We start from the raw sequence: 15,970 nt of genomic DNA, 5'->3' as shown, positions 1-15,970 counted from the left end.
TTTAGGATGTAGTTTACTTCGTAAAAATCAAGCGGTTAGGCGCCATGACATTTTTAAAGAACCGCAAATATAGGAGAAGGACGCAAACCCGCAAAAGTCCAGTACCCGTTGCGGTATCTTAATGTAAAAAAGTACAAACACACACCGTCACACGCCAAACATCTGTCGCAAGGCCAGCCACAGGTTCTTCTTTTTAACATCGTCCAGCACGGGCAAGGCGTCGCCGGCGACAACGGAGACACCTTCCAGGGACAGGCACTTATAGAGTTCGGATGATGCTTTGAAGGTGGCACCCAAGGCGATCACTTTCGTGGGCGCATAGGCGGCGATGTCGGCCAGGGTGAATTCCGAGCGCGTGATGATGCGCACCGACGCCAGGGAGAGGCGAAGGGCGCCGATCATTTTGGTGAGCACGGTCTTGTCGGGGTCGGCGATGGTTTCCCACGGTTGGTTCAGGATGAACAAAACGGGACTGGGCAGGCTGTAGAGCTCTTCCTGGTAAAGGCTTTCGAGAGCAGACGACGGGGTGGTCATGATTCGCTGATATCAAAAATGGACTTGAGTTCTTTGGCTTCGGATGGTTTCATTCTGCCGGACAGGATGAGGCGCAGCTGGCGGCGGCGAAGGGCTCCGTCATATAAGGCGCGTTCCTCGTCGTTTTCGGGCTCCACTTCGGGAACATCTCTCGTTTTTCCCTGCGGATCGAGGGCCACAAAAGTGAAGTAAGCGGCGTTGCTCTCGAACTTGTGGGCGTTGGGAACATCCTCGGCCTCCACGTCGATGCGCACCTCCATGGAAGAGTTAAAGGCCCGCGTCACCTTGGCTTTCAAGGTGACGACATTGCCCAGACGAATGGGATGCTTGAACGAAATGTTGTCCACCGAGGCAGTGACCACCGTGCTGTTGGAGTGCTTCTGTGCGGAAATGGCCGACACAATGTCCATCCAGTGCATGAGTCTTCCACCCATCAGGTTGTTCAAGGTATTGGTATCGTTGGGCAAAACAAGCTCCGTCATGCTGACGAAGGACTCACGGGGAAATTTTTTCTTGCGGGACATGGATCAGGATAAGCAATGAAACAAAAAACCGGATGAAGTGGTGGGATGCGCAGACTTTGAGGCTTGAACACCCGCCGGCACGTTTTCGGAAATTCATTTCAAACGTTGCCAACGCACTACTAACCGTTAGTTCGTGCAAAAATCATAAAAAATACTTTGCAATCAAGTGGATCATTTCATTATTTCGGTCCGTCAAAAAAATGCAAGCGACTTTCACCATATCCTTCAGCGGTTCCTTTATCACAAAGGCTGCTACGGCTTGCCCTTCCATCATTACCATTTCTACCATTACCATCATTACGGGGTGACCCGTACGTGATTCCATACCCCAGCCATGCCGATTAGTGTCCACCTCCAGGAGTTGGATGAACTGGTCACCGTAGTAGTCTAGTTGAAATCATCATCTCAAACCATAATTTTTACATGAAGGTCCTGAAATTCGGTGGCTCATCGGTTGCCACTCCTGCCCGGATACAGTCGGTTATCGAAATCGTCAAACCGCTCCTCAAGGGCGACATTGCCGTGGTGTTCTCGGCATTTGGTGGAGTCACCGACAATCTCATTCAAGTGAGTCACCTCGCGCTGCAAGGCAACCTGGAATACAAAACCAAGCTGGCCGAACTGGAGAAACGACACCTCGAAGCGGTCCGCGAGCTCATCAACATCCAGCGTCAAAGCGGCATCCTCGCCCAGGTCAAGTTTATGATGAACGAACTGGAGGACGTGCTCCACGGCGTCTACCTCGTGAAAGAGCGTACACCGCGCACGTTAGACTATGTGATGAGTTTTGGTGAACGCCTGTCGGCCTACATCATTGCCGAGGCCTTCAAAGACCGCGGCCACGCCGCCGAATTCCTTGATGCCCGTAAAGTGATCCGCACCGACAGCCACTTCGGCTATGCGAAGGTTGACTTTGAAACAACCAACAAGCTGATCACCGAATACTTCAAACACCACCAGGACGTCCAGATCATCACCGGCTTTGTAGCCACCTCCGAAAGTGGCGAGACCACGACCCTGGGCCGCAGCGGTTCCGACTACACCGCCGCCATCTTTGCCGGCGCCCTGCACGCCACCGACCTGGAAATATGGACCGACGTCGACGGCATGATGACGGCCGATCCCCGCAAGGTGAAGAAAGCCTTCACCGTGCCCCAGATGAGCTACGAAGAGGCGATGGAGCTTTCACACTTCGGCGCTAAAGTGATCTTCCCCGCCACGATGCAACCCGCTATGGTGAACAAGATCCCCATCTGGATAAAGAACACTTTCAACCCTACTTTCGAAGGCACCGTGATCCACGCCGAGTCGAAGAACGGCAAAATGATCAAAGGCATCTCGTCCATGAACGGCGTGAGCCTGCTCAGCTTGCAGGGCAGCGGACTCCTGGGTGTCGTGGGCGCCTCCATGCGCTTGTTCGCGACGCTGGCCCGTGAGAACGTGAACGTGATCCTCATCAGCCAGGCGTCGTCGGAACACTCGATCTGCTTTGCGGTGGAAAATGAATATGCCCACCGTGCCAAGGTGGCCATCGAAAAAGAATTTCAATACGAGATCCGCAACGAAGAGATCGACGAGATCCCCGTGGAGACCGATCTGTCCATCGTGGCCGTCGTGGGCGATGGTATGAAGCATAGCCCCGGCACCAGCGGGCGTATGTTCAGTGCGTTGGGGAAAAACGGTGTGAACGTGGTGGCTATCGCACAGGGATCGTCAGAGCGTAACATCTCGGCCGTGATCCCGCAGGTGGATGCTGCCAAGGCCCTGAATGCCTTGCACGAAGCGTTCTTCTTGTCCGATCGCAAACTCTTGAACGTGTACCTGGTAGGCACCGGGTTGATCGGGAAAGCGTTGCTGGCCATGATCAACGAACAATTTGCCAAGCTGGCCAAAGAGAACCGGCTGGAGGTGAATGTGGTCGCCGTGGCCAACAGCCGCAAGATGCTTTTTGAAGAAGAAGGCCTCACGCTGACCACTGCCGTAGACAGGCTGGTGAAAGAAGGAGAGCACATGAGCATGCAAGCGTTCTATGACAAGATGCTTTCGCTGAACCTGCCCAACAGCATTTTTGTGGACTGTACCTCAAGCCCGGATGTGACCGCTTTTTATGAAGCCATCCTGTCCGCGAACATTTCCATCGTGACACCGAATAAAAAAGCCAATTCTTCTTCGATGGAGGAATACCAGAAATTGAAGGCGACGGCATTTCAGCGCGGTGCGAAATTTCTCTATGAAACGAACGTCGGCGCCGGGTTGCCGGTGATCAACACCATGAACGACTTGCTCCTGAGCGGCGACAAAGTGTTGCGCATTGAAGCCGTGTTGAGTGGAACGCTGAACTATATCTTCAGCTCGTTCGAGGAAGGAACAAAATTCAGCGACGTAGTGAAAGAAGCGAAAGCCAAAGGCTACACCGAACCCGACCCGCGCGACGACCTCAACGGCATGGACGTGGCCCGCAAGATCCTCATCCTCTCGCGCGAAACCGGTCTGAGCATGGAACTTAACGACATCAAAGTGGAGAACCTCGTGCCCGAATCGTGCCAGGGCGATATCTCGATCGACGAGTTCATGAAACGCCTCGAAAAGCACGACGCTGAATTTGAAGCACTGCGCAAAAAAGCGGCCGATAAAAATCAGAAGTTGCGCTACATGGCCGTGCTGGACAACGGCGTGGTGAAGATCCAACTGGGATCTGTAGAGGGCAAACATCCGTTCTATTCTTTGTCGGGCAGCGACAACATCATCCTGCTGACGACGGAACGCTACCACGATCGCCCCATGGTGATCCGTGGCCCCGGCGCCGGCGCGGAGGTGACAGCGGCAGGAGTTTTTGCCGATGTGATCCGCATAGGTCACTACGCCAAATAGCCATCGCCATGCTAACCACAAACAAACTTTAAGACCCCGATCAACCCATGAAATCCATAAAAGCATTAGCCCCCGCCACCGTCGCCAACGTATCGTGCGGGTTCGACATTTTCGGTTTTGCCGTCGAAGCACCCGCCGATGAAGTGATCATCACGCTCACGTCGACGCCGGGTGTGGTCATTAAACAGATCACCGGCGATGGGGGCAGACTTCCCCTGCACGCCAGCAGCAACACCGCGGGCGTGGCCGTAGAAGCCTTCCTGGAGTCGATTGGCAGCGAGCAGGGCGCGGAGATCGTGCTGCACAAGAAGTTGCCGCTGGGCAGCGGGATGGGCTCCAGCGCAGCGAGTTCCGCGGCAGCGTTGGTGGCCATCAACCACCTGTACGACAACCCGCTTTCGCGCGAGCAACTGCTGCCCTTTGCCATGGAAGCCGAACGCATCGCCTGTGGCTCGGCTCACGCCGACAATGTGGCACCTTCGTTGTTAGGCGGCTTTGTGTTGATCCGTGGTTACGCCCCCCTGGACGTGGCCAAGATCCCCACACCACCCAACCTCTACTGCACACTGGTACATCCCCACCTTGAATTGAAGACCGAAGACTCGCGAAGAGTACTCAAAGCTTCCATTCCCATGAAGGACGCCATCACCCAATGGGGCAACATTGCAGGCCTCGTAGTGGGTCTGATGAAACCCGACTATGGATTGATCATGCGCTCGCTGCACGACGTAGTGGCCGAACCCATTCGTTCTGCGCTCATCCCGGGCTTTGAGAATATCAAAGCGGAGTCGTTGAGAAATGGCGCGTTGGGCTGTGGTATTTCCGGCTCCGGACCTACGATCTTCTCGCTGAGCACAGAGTACAGCATCGCCGAACGCGTAGGCAAGGCACTGCAACAACAGTTCGAGTCCATGAAATTGAAGAGCGACGTCTTCGTTTCGAAGATCAACGATGCGGGCGCCCGCGTCGTCGCCTAGAAAGAAATCCAATCTCTTCGAATGGGAACATTCGTAAACATTAAAACACAGGAATGAAATTTTACAGCACCAATAACCCTTCCCTGAAAGTAGACCTCCGCCAGGCCGTCACGCAAGGCCTCGCACCCGACAACGGACTGTATATGCCCGAGCATATCCCCGCGTTGCCGAAAGCATTTTTTGATGCCCTTCCGGGGATGTCGTTCGAAGACATGGCCTTTACCGTGGCACAAGCCATCATTGGTGATGATATTCCGAAGGAGGAACTGCAGCGTATCATAAAACACACGTTGCAATTTGATGCGCCCGTGGTGAAAGTAGAGGAGGGGATCTATTCGCTGGAATTATTTCATGGCCCTACGCTGGCTTTCAAAGATTTTGGTGCGCGTTTCATGTCGCAGTTGCTGGGCTATTTTGCAAAGCAGCAACACCAGGAGATCGTGATCCTGGCCGCCACCTCGGGCGACACCGGCAGCGCTGTGGCCAATGGCTTCCTGGGTGTGCCCGGCACGCGCGTGGTGGTCTTGTATCCGTCCGGCAAAGTGAGCGAGATCCAGGAAAAACAATTCACTACCCTGGAGCAGAACATCACCGCCCTGGAAGTAGAAGGTACGTTCGACGATTGCCAGCACCTGGTGAAGCAAGCGTTTTTGGATGCCGATCTGAAAAAGAAATTCTTCCTCACCTCGGCCAACTCCATCAACATCGCGCGACTCATTCCGCAGTCGTTCTATTACTTTTATTCCTTTGCGAAAGTACAGTCGCTGAAAAAGCCCGTGGTCTATTCCATTCCCAGCGGAAACTTTGGGAACATCACCGGTGGGTTGCTCGCACAGCGTATGGGCCTGCCGATACACCGCTTCATTGCCGCCACCAACAGCAACGACGTGGTGCCGGAGTATTTGAAAACGCAAACGTTTCGTCCACGCCCGTCGAAGCAAACCATCAGCAACGCGATGGACGTAGGCAATCCCAGCAACTTTGTGCGCATGCTGGAGTTGTTTGGAAAGAACTTCGAGGCCCTTTCCAAAGACATTCGCGGCTATGCCTTCACCGATGAAGAAACACAACAGGCCATGCGCGCGGTCTTCGCGGGCCAGGACTACATTATGGATCCTCACGGCGCGATCGGTTATCTGGGATTAAAGAAATATGTGCAGGAGACGAAAGAGAACGTGACAGGCATCTTCTTGGAAACAGCGCATCCGGCAAAATTCAAAGAAGTGGTGGAGGACACCTTAGGCCGCAACATTGAAATCCCGCCGGCGTTGCAGAAGTTCATGCAGGGAAAAAAGAAAACCATCCCTGCAACGAAGGAGTTTGCCGCGTTCAAGGATTTTCTTTTAACGAAGTTTTAGCGATCTGATTTTTCTTTTTGAAGGAGTTGGTCAAGCACTATGTCCGTTCCAAGTCGTAGCGTCCAAATGTGACTCCCCAAATGCGGCACACAAAGCCCTACGGGCTTGGGGCTGTTAAGATTGGTGGATGCAAAATTTAGGCGATTACTCCTTTTGTCAACTGTCTGCCATCCTTCTTTCAGCCACTCTCGTTTTATTATTCTCGATTCAGTCGTGCTCTTTTTTCTACATCGCTGAGCGTACTCGCATTTTGATCGCTCCAACCTGCTCACTTATTTCGGAGCATCTCTTTCATTTCTCTTTCCACCCCTGCTCGCCGAGCAACGGCACGAAAGCAAAATTGGCATACTCTTCCTTCACCAGCTTGCCGTTCTTTTTTTGAATGCGAAGCATCACCTGCTTTTCACGATCGCCCACCGGAATAACCAATATCCCATCCTCGGCGAGTTGCTCGGTCAACGCGGCCGGCACAACGGGGGCGCCAGCGGTCACGATGATTTTGTTGAAGGGTGCTTTTTGCGGAAGGCCTTTTGAGCCATCTCCATAAAAAAAGTAAGGTTTATATCCGAGCGATGGAAGCATCTCGCGGACGGTGTCGTAGAGCTTCCGGTTGTATTCGATCGTGTATACTTTTGCTTTCAGTTCCAGCAAAACGCAAGCCTGGTAGCCCGACCCTGTGCCGATCTCCAGCACCTTGTCGCCGGGCTTGATGTCGAGCTTTTCGGTTTGGAAAGCGACCGTGTAGGGTTGTGAAATGGTTTGACCTTCGCCGATGGGAAATGCCTTGTCCTGGTAGGCGTGATCGAGCAGTGCATTCTCAAAAAAAACGTGTCTCGGAACGCGGTTTATGGCCGCCAAAACTGCCTCATCTTTGATGCCTTTTTCGGCCAGTTTTTTGACCAGTTTTTGACGCAATCCCCGCTGCCTGTAGTTGTCTTCGTACATACCTTCTCAAAAAAAAATCAGATTGTGGATGGATTGTGGATAACAATTCAAACCACTGTAAATCAGTAAATTAACTAAAAAAAGAAGCGTTTCCGAAATGAAGAAATGTCATGCTCCTTCAAATTTTGCCCCGCAAAAAAGCCATTTTTTCAGGGTTAACAAAGTTTCAAAAATTCTTTAGGAAAAGTCGAACTTATGCCCTTACTTTATCCTTCTCTCCACACAGTGAAAAGCCTTTTTGCCATAGCGTTCACATGTGTTTTATCTGCACCATACAGTAGTTGTGTTAACCGCACAAACTACTGTACGGGCAGAATAAAAAATCCCCAAAATCAGTACCCGATCAAGATAAAAGGAGCCCAATAATAAGGGGACTCAAACTTGCCTGTTTTCAGCAAATCCAACTTCGCTTGTCGCAGGTTTTGGCTGAAGTTTGTGCCGGGGTGTTCCAACAAGGTTTTGTAAAAATCCTGCATCAGTTCGGCCGTCGATTCATCGGCCACGCTCCAAAACGATACCATGATATTTTTTGCGCCGGCATACACCAGCGCCCGTGACAATCCGATCACGCCTTCGCCTTTTGAAATTTTTCCAAGCCCGGTCTGACACGCCGAGAGCGTCACCAGGTTGGCGTTCAATTGCAGGTTGTAGATCTCGCCCGTAAAAAGATTACCGTCCTCTGTGCCCGTGGCCGAGCGCAGGAAGATGCGGGAGAGCTCTGGGTTGTTTTCGTCCACTATCCCATGGGTTGCGAAATGCAGGTAGCTGTAATTTTTCAACGCGTCCGACTTGGCGACCTTTTCATCGGCCTGATCGCGCGTGTAGACGGCATTCCTGAAGTTGCGCGAGCCAAACAATTTTGAGATCGCGTTCACTTCCGATTCCGTTCCGGGAAGTTCGGCCAGGTGATCTTGCGGATTGAAGGTGACCGGCGCACATAAAAAGATGGAAGCTTCGGCCGGCGGCTTCATGGCGGCCTTCTGTAAAATAAGGGAAGCCGAAAATTCATATCGCACGGCGTAACGCTTCAACAGGTAGGGGAGCGTGGCGTAGGTATCGGTAGGCTTTATTTTTGTGGTCACCAGCGTTTCGAAGGGAATGATGCCTAGCCGCCCCGTGGGAAGCACCACGAGGTCGGTGATGCCGGTGGGAATGCGCGACGGAATGAGCAGGGCGGACAACGCGTGCGCTGCCGTCTTGTAGGTTTCGATCTCGTTAAAGAATAAACTGTTGCGCAGCCCGGTAATGTACTTGTCAAATTCTTTGGGCACCGCGTGGTCTATAATGCTGAACTGCTTTTGCGTGACCAGGAAAATGTAGAGGTGGTGATTCTTGTCGTCCGTAAAATAGCTCAGGATCGCCGTGTGCGGGTCCATGCGCGATTGCAACTCGGTGATGGAGGGCGACGCAGTATTGAATTTCAAGTTGTAATACTCCGGGAATTTGGCTTCGAGCTGTTTGGTGAACGCCTGGTAGCTGCGGTTCAGGTTGAACGCGGTTTCGCGCAAGTAACGCTCTTCCGATTCGGAGGGCTTCTGAGCCAGTTGCTGGGCTGTGAGCGCGATGGCCGACTTCAGGCTCTTTTCTTCCTCCAGCAACGCCCCGGGTATGCCGGCAAACGATTTGGCGTTCACATCCGAGATGGCCTCCAGCAACACGGCCGACTTGCTCTTCTCGGCAAAATAGAACGACAGGGCCTGCCATTTCTTTTTGTGCAAGGCAATCACACTGGTTTCCTGCGCAATGCGCACCCCGGCGGCATAGATATCGTTCGCCACGGCACCCAGGGCGATCTTGTCGCTCTCGTTGGTGATCTGTTGCCGCAGCCGGTCGATGAGGGAGTCGGCCCGTTGGAGGGTTTCTACGGCCAGCTCCATCTCCGTGAGCTTTAGTGTTTTTCCATAGTAGCGTGCCTCCAGGGCCTGGGCCTTGTCGATGAGCGAATACAGCAGCGTGTTGCCGTTGTAGAAATCTTTCAGCGGCGGATTCTGGTGGAGGTCACTGCTTTCGAAGCCGCGGACGTTGGCTTGCATGGCCTGCTGGTAGTCGGCCAGCGCTTCGTTGAATTTGCCGTCGGTCAGTTTCAGGTTGCCCATGGCGTTGAGCACAGAGGCGCGCTCGGGGTGCTTTTTGCCATAGCTGCTCTCGTACATGGCCAGGGCGCGATCGTAGTATCCCTGGGCCGCTTTGCGATCGCCCATTTTCAAATACGTTTCGCCAAGGCTGAACAACACAAAGGCTTTGGTAGGGTGGGGTTGAGGATAGATCTTTTCCCAGGTCTTCAAGGCCGACTCCAGGTTGTTCACGGCATCGCCATACAATTCCATTTGCCGGTAGACGAAACCCGTGTTCGTGTTGGTGAGGGCGATCTTGGGATGGTCCTTGCCGTGGAGCTTCTGATAAATGGTCAATGCCTTTTCGTAGTAGGATAAAGCTTTGTCCGGATCGGTAATGCTGTAGATCAGTCCCAGGTCATTGTAAGAGGCGGCAATCCATTCGCTGTCTTCGCGCAGGTAGCTTTGGCGGATGGCCAACGCGCGGGCCAGGTGTTCTTCGGCTTGGGCGTATTTGCCCGTGGTGCGATACAGGTTGCCCAAATGCGATAACGCCAATGCGGCATCGAGCGTGTTTTCCTTGTGGTCTTTCTCAAAGTCCTGTAACGCATTTTGAAGGGCCTCCAGCGAGAGATCGTTTCGACCCTGGTACAGGTACAGTAAGCCGTAGTTCGTTTGTGTAATGGCCTGCTGATAGGCCGACGCGGGTTGCGCGGCAAGGAATTTCAATTGTTTTTCCGCTTCCGCGAATTTTCCGCCGCGGATCAGCGCTTCCGCTTTCTTGTTTTCGAGGATGGAACGTTCCTCGGCCGTGCGCGCCGTTTTTAAACTGGCTTCGATCACCGGCAATGCCTGGTCATAGCGCGAGTCAAAGAAAAGCGAATCGATGGTCTTCAGTTTCTGCGCCACGGCAAACGACCCGGTACCGAAGAAGATAAGCAGCAATAAGTATTTTTTCATGGCGATCAGAAGCGATAGTAGTAGCCGAACGTAGTCACAAACTCGCGGGTGAGACCGTCTCCTCTGTATTCGCGGTTAACGATCTTGTGCGCTACCAACAGCTTGATGCCCGAGCGCACATTGAAACTGTAGCCTGCCGTGCCCGTGGCAGACAAGGCCAATCCCATGCCGCCATCGGGGCGGACGCGTTGGCCGGTGGCGTCTGTGAATTCGTCGTGATAGATCCGGTAGATGGGCAGCAGGCCCGCCGTGAAGTTCAGTCGCGAGAACCGGAAGCTTCGCTCAATGCGCAGCATCACGTCGGTGCCACGGCGCAGTTCCTTGGCCGGCGAATATTCATGTACGTAGGCTAATTCATCGGGGGAACTGTCGGGGTTCCAGTTGGACCAGAGAAACTGGTTGCCGTTCCGGTTGAACGGGATCTGAACCCCCGTGGCAAAGAGCCATTTCCGGCTGATGAAGGAAATGCCTGTGATGAAATCGTAGGTGCCCAAGCTGGTTTGGTAGTACATGGGCAACGGGTTGCCTTCGTTGTCGTGCTTGTTGGAGTTATTGGTGGGGAGCTTGCCGCCAACGGAAAAGTTGATGTCGTACTTTTCGGACGTAAAAATATTGCGCGTCAGGCAAAGTGAAATATCGCCCAAGCCCTGCGTGGTGGCCAGCCTGCCTTTCACGGCCTGGTAGGGGAGCTTCACCTGGAAGGATGTTTTTGTATTGAGGCTGAAATTGAGATCGGCTGTGGCCACGTAAACGATGGGTGTGAGTGTGGTGGTGCCCCGGTAGAAGTTGATCTCCATCGACCGCAGCTTCAGCGCGATCTTTTTGCTGTAGGGTTGGTCGGGTTTCATCGCCCCCATGGTGCAAAAGCCGGCATCGCTACAGCCTTGCGACCATGCGTGGGATAAAAAAAAGAAAACAAAGAGGGGCGTGAGCGATCGGGTAAACAGCCTGGACATGAGACAAGAATTACGATTCAACGAAGGTAGGCTAAAAAACAGAAAACCCGGCATGTGCGACACACCGGGTTTCCTTTGTCAGGCGACAGAAATATGGTTACATGCCCAGCGACTGGTTTTCGATCGAAGAAAGCTCCAACACTTTTTCGTATTCGGCGGCAGAAAGATCGTTGTAGAAGTAGTGCACCGGATCCACCTGGGCGCCTTTGATGAACACTTCATAGTGTAAGTGCGGCGCCGTAGACAGACCTGTGTTGCCTACAAAGCCAATGAGGTCGCCACGCTTCACGCTTTGGCCGAGGTGCACTTTGAAATCGTGCATGTGCGCATACCGGGTCCGGTAGCCAAAGCCGTGGTCGATTTCCACCATCTTGCCATAGCCGCTAAACTTCACTTCGGCCACGGCCACGGTGCCATCGGCCGTAGCATAAATGGGAGTACCGATCGAGGCAGCAAAGTCGATACCGGTGTGCATTTTCTTTACCTTGTAGATGGGGTGCGTGCGCCATCCGAAACCGGAAGCGATCGCTACGAGCTGTTTGTTCGAAATGGGCTGGATGGCGGGGATGGCGGCGTAGAGTTTTTCTTTCTTCTCGGCCAGGGACACTACTTCGTCCTGGGACTTGGATTCGATGTAGAGCTTGCGGCGGAGCAGGTCTACTTTTTGGTTCAGGCTCAGGACAATCTCTTTGCGCGAAAAGTCTTTTTCTTTCAATTCAGCGTAGCGATCGACACCACCGACGCCGGCATGGCGGATGGATTTTTCGATGGGCTCGGCACCCAGTACCACCCGGTAGATGTTATCGTCGCGGTGCTCCACGTTGTCGAGGATGGCGCTGAGGGACTCTACGTCCTTGGTCATTTTTTCGTAGTAGAATTCGAGCTCCTTCACTTCGTTTTGGAGGATGAGCTCTTTGGGAGATTCGAAATAGTTGCTGTAGAGGATGAGCAGACCTACGGCCATGGCAACCGTCAGGGACAGCAGTCCCAAGGCATTTAAAACAACATCGCTGGTGCGGGTCTTTACCCGCTCATATTTACACGTTTCCGTGTCGTAGTAGTATTTGATGCGTGCCATAAAGTCGTAATTTAATTAGTGGGGTCTAAATACCCTAATTATCTGATCATTACACTCGATGAATGGTCCCTCCAGCAGGTCGATGCAATACGGTATCGCCGGAAAGACGGCCTCCAGGCATTGCCGGATGGCTTTTGGCTTCCCTGGCAAATTTACAATTAAAGTTCGGTTCCTGATGCCGGCGGTCTGGCGCGAAAGAATGGCCGTTGGCACGTATGTAAGACTTTTTGCTCGCATCAGCTCCCCAAAGCCAGGCATAAGCTTGTTGCAGACGGCTTCCGTGGCCTCCGGAGTCACGTCGCGCAGCGCGGGTCCTGTTCCCCCGGATGTAATAATGAGACAGCATTCCTTCACATCGGCCATGTCGATGAGGGTTTGCTCGATAATGTCCTGTTCGTCAGGCACTACGGCGTATTCTTTTTCCCAGGGACTGGTCAGGTATTCGGTGAGGGTTTCAACGATGGCCTTGCCGGGGATGTCTTCGTAGATGCCTTGGCTGGCACGGTCCGAGACGTTGATAATGCCGATGCGGGCGATGGGGTTGGGTTTCATTGGGGGGGTAAAATACAGAAAAATTCAAGACTGATGGCGGTCGTGGGTGGTGAGTACCCCAAGGAGGTCAGACATGCCCCAATCCAAGTCTCCCGCCTCGGGGACTTGGATTGCTCGGAGATTCCCCGCCGCATTCAATCTGGCCTATTTAGCAACCACGGCACATTTAAAAATAGCAAAGTCCCCGAGGCGGGAGACTTTGCTATGACGTGATACGCTTAGCGAAGTTTCTATTCTGGTTTATACAGGATATTTTCCGAGCGTCCTTTTTTGAAGACCTGGCGTCCTTTGTTCACGCCTTTGCGGATTTCTTTTTGGGCTTCCTCGGGGAGGGTGAGGATGTGTTGGCATTCCTCGCTGCAGCATTGGTTGTATTTTTCTGCGCAGGCTTTGCATTGGATGAAAAGGAGGTGGCAGCCGTCGTTTTTGCAGTTGACGTGGTCGTCGCAGGGTTGGCCGCATTGGTGGCAGACGGCGATGATGTCGTCGGTGATGCGCTCGCCGAGGCGTTCGTCGAAGACGAAATTCTTGCCGATGAATTTGTTTTCGATGCCTTCCTGTTTCACCTGGCGGGTGTATTCAATGATGCCGCCGTTGAGCTGGAAAATATTTTTGAAGCCCTGGTGTTTCATCCAGGCGCTGGCCTTCTCGCAGCGGATGCCGCCGGTGCAGTACATGAGCAGGTTTTTGTCCTTCTGCTCTTTCATGAGATCTTCTACCAATTGCAGTTCTTCCCGGAATGTATCGACGTCGGGAAGGATGGCGTTCTTGAAGTGGCCCACTTCGCTTTCGTAGTGGTTGCGCATGTCCACGATGATGGTGTTGGGATCTTCGGCCAGTGCGTTGAACTCTTTGGCATTGACGTGGACACCCGTCTTGGAGGCGTCGAAGGTGCTGTCGTCGAGGCCGTCGGCTACGATCTTTTTGCGGACGAGGATCTTGAGCTTGAAGAACGATTTGCCGTCGTCTTGCACGGCGATGTTCAGGCGGACGTTGTCCAGGAAAGGGATGCTGTAGAGATAGGCGCGGAACGCTTCTGCCTTTTCCTCGGGGACACTGATCTGGGCATTGATGCCTTCGGAGGCCACGTAGATCCTGCCCAGTACTTCCATGGCTTCCAGGCCCAGGTAAAGCTGGTCGCGGAAGACGGCGGGGTCGGAAATGTGGTGGTATTTATAGAAAGAAATGGTGACCCGTTTCTGGGTCTCGGCGCGCATTTTCTCCTTGAGGACGCGGCCGTTTACGCGGTTATACAATGCCATGATGCGATTAATTGCAGGTTAATCGGCGGCAAAGGTAACGCTTCTCCGTCAAAGCGGAAAACGCGGTTTACTCCGTATTTTTGGGTTTGAGCTGTCCGCGGAGCAGCAGGTTGTATTCGGCACAGGTGAGCCACCCATGCTCGTCACAGTAGGCGCACGTTTTATAGGTGTTGCCAAAGGCGGCCTTCTTCACCACCACATGTTCGCCCTTGCAAACCGGGCAGGTAACTTTCCCCCCGGGGCCACAGTCGATGTCGTAGTTTGTGGAAAGAATGTTGCCCACTACTTTGGGGTCTTGCGTTTTTTGCTTGACGTATTCGGTTTCCGCTTTTTTCTGCCATTGCACAGCTTCCTGGGAATACTGGCCATTGGTGCCTTTCAGTTGAATGTATTTGTTCAGCCAGTCGATGCTCTGTTTGTACTTGCCGAGAAAGAATGAATTCTTTCCAAAGAAGAACGTGAGGTCGGAGGGTACACTCTTGATGTGGTCGAGCACGTACTGAAATTTGACGTCGGCCGCCACGTAGTCGCCGTCGTCCATGAAATAAACACCGCTGTCGAGTTCCCGCAGGAGCAGGGTCTTTTTCAGTTGCTCTTGCTGCATCAGGTATTCGTCCACTTTGCTCTGTGCGAAACTGGTTTGGAAGGCGAGGGCGGTCAATAGGAGTAGGAGGGTGTAACGCATCAGATAAATCTTTCTTTTGGCAAATCGAGCCACTCCAGTGCGGCCCGGTTAAAAATGTCTTCAGTTATTCCGGGGTCAAGTTTCATTTCTTCTATGAACTTTCCAATTTCCAGGTCGCCCAAAGGAAAGGGATAGTCCGAGCCCAGGGTGATCCGTTTCGAGCCTTGCAGTTTCAGCACATATTCGAGCATGAGCGGATCGTGTGTCACGCTGTCGACCCAGAATTTGCCCAGGTAGCTTTTTGGGGGCACGTTGTTGTCGATGGCCACCAGGTCGGGACGGCAATCAAAGCCGTGTTGGATCCGTCCCAGCGTCGACAAAAAGGAGCCGCCGGCATGTGCGAAATTAACGCGCAGCTTTGGTAGTCTTTCAAAAATTCCGCCAAAGATCATCGAGCAGATGGCCCGCGAGGTTTCGGCCGGCATGCCCACCAGCCAGGGCAACCAGTAGCGCTGGATGTTCTTTTCGCCCATGATGTTCCAGGGGTGGATCAGCAGGGCCATACCGAGTTTTTCGCAGGCTTCGAAGATGGGAAAGAAACGTTCTTCATTCAGATTGAGGTCGTTGATGTTGGACCCGATCTGCACGCCACTCAAGCCGATGTTTTTGCTCCGCTCCAGTTCCTGGATGGCCAGCTCGGTGTCCTGCATGGGGATGGTGGCCAGGCCCAAATAGTTTTTGGGATGCTTCACTATTAATTCGGCCAGGTGGTCGTTCAGGAAGCGCGAGACCTCCAGCCCGTCGAAGGGCTTGGCCCAATAGGAAAACATGACGGGTATGGTACAGACCACTTGCACCTGGGTGTGAAACTTCTCGTACTCGCGGATGCGCAGCTCAGGGTTCCAGGCGTTCTCCTTGATCTCCCGGAAAAACTGGTTGCCCCGCATCATTTTGGCAAAGCCGCGTTTGTGATGCTGCACGTAGATAAAGTCACCATAGCCAAACTTGTCACTCCAGTTCGGTAGCTTTTTGGGAAGGATGTGCGTGTGACTGTCGATTTTCAGCATGGAAAGGTTAATGAATTTCGAAATATCGAAGAATTTTGACTGTAGTCAAATGGGAAAGCGCAGCGACTCAGGACCGGCCAACCCGTCGGATACTCGGTTCACGAGTTGAATTGGGTTGGTCGAAGCGGCTTAGGCAGGGTTGATCTTGGTTGGATGCTCCCGTACTGGGAAGAATGGCCTGCTGAAAAGGTATCAAATTTCTCGAAT

The 15,970-nt window shown here is 53.1% G+C and carries 13 protein-coding genes; 3 read left to right on the top strand and 10 right to left on the bottom strand.

Annotated features, from left to right (window positions below):
- Window positions 1–147: 147 nt before the first annotated feature.
- Window positions 148–534 (bottom strand): hypothetical protein, encoded by a 387-nt coding sequence (locus tag D4L85_RS27210; RefSeq protein WP_119757265.1) that lies wholly within the window; start codon window positions 532–534, stop codon window positions 148–150.
- Window positions 531–1,058, bottom strand: a complete 528-nt coding sequence (locus D4L85_RS27205) for an acyl-CoA thioesterase (RefSeq protein ID WP_073131180.1) — start codon at window positions 1,056–1,058, stop codon at window positions 531–533. The genes D4L85_RS27210 and D4L85_RS27205 overlap by 4 nt, the downstream gene beginning before the upstream one ends.
- Before the next feature lie 423 nt (window positions 1,059–1,481).
- On the opposite strand from D4L85_RS27205, the gene thrA reads away from it, so the two are divergent.
- Genes thrA through thrC form a run of 3 tightly spaced genes read left to right on the top strand, consistent with a single transcriptional unit; the run spans window position 1,482 to window position 6,264 of the window.
- Window positions 1,482–3,929, top strand: coding sequence for a bifunctional aspartate kinase/homoserine dehydrogenase I (gene thrA / locus D4L85_RS27195; protein ID WP_119757263.1), 2,448 nt, complete (start codon window positions 1,482–1,484; stop codon window positions 3,927–3,929).
- A 47-nt stretch (window positions 3,930–3,976) separates the two neighbouring features.
- Complete coding sequence (locus D4L85_RS27190; protein ID WP_119757262.1) at window positions 3,977–4,906, top strand: homoserine kinase; 930 nt, start codon at window positions 3,977–3,979, stop codon at window positions 4,904–4,906.
- Between the two features lie 53 nt (window positions 4,907–4,959).
- Window positions 4,960–6,264, top strand: coding sequence for a threonine synthase (gene thrC / locus D4L85_RS27185; protein WP_119757261.1), 1,305 nt, complete (start codon window positions 4,960–4,962; stop codon window positions 6,262–6,264).
- Between the two features lie 291 nt (window positions 6,265–6,555).
- On the opposite strand, the gene D4L85_RS27180 is transcribed toward thrC, so the two are convergent.
- From D4L85_RS27180 to D4L85_RS27140, 8 genes are all read right to left on the bottom strand, one after another.
- On the bottom strand, window positions 6,556–7,209 hold the full coding sequence (locus tag D4L85_RS27180) for a protein-L-isoaspartate(D-aspartate) O-methyltransferase (RefSeq protein ID WP_119757260.1): 654 nt from the start codon (window positions 7,207–7,209) through the stop codon (window positions 6,556–6,558).
- 332 nt (window positions 7,210–7,541) lie between these two features.
- Window positions 7,542–10,223, bottom strand: coding sequence for a CHAT domain-containing tetratricopeptide repeat protein (locus tag D4L85_RS27175; RefSeq protein ID WP_119757259.1), 2,682 nt, complete (start codon window positions 10,221–10,223; stop codon window positions 7,542–7,544).
- Window positions 10,224–10,228: 5 nt separating this feature from the next.
- Window positions 10,229–11,179 carry a hypothetical protein gene (locus tag D4L85_RS27170; RefSeq protein WP_119757258.1) on the bottom strand — a complete coding sequence of 317 codons (951 nt, stop codon included), beginning with the start codon at window positions 11,177–11,179 and terminating at the stop codon, window positions 10,229–10,231.
- 97 nt (window positions 11,180–11,276) lie between these two features.
- Entirely contained in the window at window positions 11,277–12,257 is a 981-nt protein-coding gene (locus tag D4L85_RS27165) for a M23 family metallopeptidase (protein ID WP_119757257.1), read from the bottom strand.
- 15 nt (window positions 12,258–12,272) lie between these two features.
- Window positions 12,273–12,809 carry a molybdopterin adenylyltransferase gene (gene mog / locus D4L85_RS27160; RefSeq protein WP_119757256.1) on the bottom strand — a complete coding sequence of 179 codons (537 nt, stop codon included), beginning with the start codon at window positions 12,807–12,809 and terminating at the stop codon, window positions 12,273–12,275.
- Between the two features lie 230 nt (window positions 12,810–13,039).
- The gene (gene trhO, locus D4L85_RS27150; RefSeq protein WP_119757254.1) at window positions 13,040–14,071 is read right to left on the bottom strand and encodes an oxygen-dependent tRNA uridine(34) hydroxylase TrhO; all 1,032 of its coding nucleotides are present in this window, start codon (window positions 14,069–14,071) and stop codon (window positions 13,040–13,042) included.
- 67 nt (window positions 14,072–14,138) lie between these two features.
- Window positions 14,139–14,756, bottom strand: coding sequence for a hypothetical protein (locus D4L85_RS27145; protein ID WP_119757253.1), 618 nt, complete (start codon window positions 14,754–14,756; stop codon window positions 14,139–14,141).
- Window positions 14,756–15,763 (bottom strand): amidohydrolase family protein, encoded by a 1,008-nt coding sequence (locus D4L85_RS27140; protein ID WP_119757252.1) that lies wholly within the window; start codon window positions 15,761–15,763, stop codon window positions 14,756–14,758. The genes D4L85_RS27145 and D4L85_RS27140 overlap by 1 nt, the downstream gene beginning before the upstream one ends.
- Window positions 15,764–15,970 lie beyond the last annotated feature (207 nt).

The organism is Chryseolinea soli, from assembly GCF_003589925.1.
Taxonomy (GTDB): domain Bacteria; phylum Bacteroidota; class Bacteroidia; order Cytophagales; family Cyclobacteriaceae; genus Chryseolinea; species Chryseolinea soli.
This window is presented reverse-complemented; position numbering and strand designations above follow the sequence as displayed.

Coding starts and splice junctions, on each gene's coding strand:
- D4L85_RS27170 (WP_119757258.1), bottom strand. CDS start 11,179: ATGTCCAGGCTGTTTACCCGATCGCTCACGCCCCTCTTTGTTTTCTTT.
- mog (WP_119757256.1), bottom strand. CDS start 12,809: ATGAAACCCAACCCCATCGCCCGCATCGGCATTATCAACGTCTCGGAC.
- D4L85_RS27140 (WP_119757252.1), bottom strand. CDS start 15,763: ATGCTGAAAATCGACAGTCACACGCACATCCTTCCCAAAAAGCTACCG.
- D4L85_RS27210 (WP_119757265.1), bottom strand. CDS start 534: ATGACCACCCCGTCGTCTGCTCTCGAAAGCCTTTACCAGGAAGAGCTC.
- D4L85_RS27190 (WP_119757262.1), top strand. CDS start 3,977: ATGAAATCCATAAAAGCATTAGCCCCCGCCACCGTCGCCAACGTATCG.
- D4L85_RS27175 (WP_119757259.1), bottom strand. CDS start 10,223: ATGAAAAAATACTTATTGCTGCTTATCTTCTTCGGTACCGGGTCGTTT.
- D4L85_RS27180 (WP_119757260.1), bottom strand. CDS start 7,209: ATGTACGAAGACAACTACAGGCAGCGGGGATTGCGTCAAAAACTGGTC.
- thrC (WP_119757261.1), top strand. CDS start 4,960: ATGAAATTTTACAGCACCAATAACCCTTCCCTGAAAGTAGACCTCCGC.
- D4L85_RS27145 (WP_119757253.1), bottom strand. CDS start 14,756: ATGCGTTACACCCTCCTACTCCTATTGACCGCCCTCGCCTTCCAAACC.
- thrA (WP_119757263.1), top strand. CDS start 1,482: ATGAAGGTCCTGAAATTCGGTGGCTCATCGGTTGCCACTCCTGCCCGG.
- D4L85_RS27205 (WP_073131180.1), bottom strand. CDS start 1,058: ATGTCCCGCAAGAAAAAATTTCCCCGTGAGTCCTTCGTCAGCATGACG.
- trhO (WP_119757254.1), bottom strand. CDS start 14,071: ATGGCATTGTATAACCGCGTAAACGGCCGCGTCCTCAAGGAGAAAATG.
- D4L85_RS27165 (WP_119757257.1), bottom strand. CDS start 12,257: ATGGCACGCATCAAATACTACTACGACACGGAAACGTGTAAATATGAG.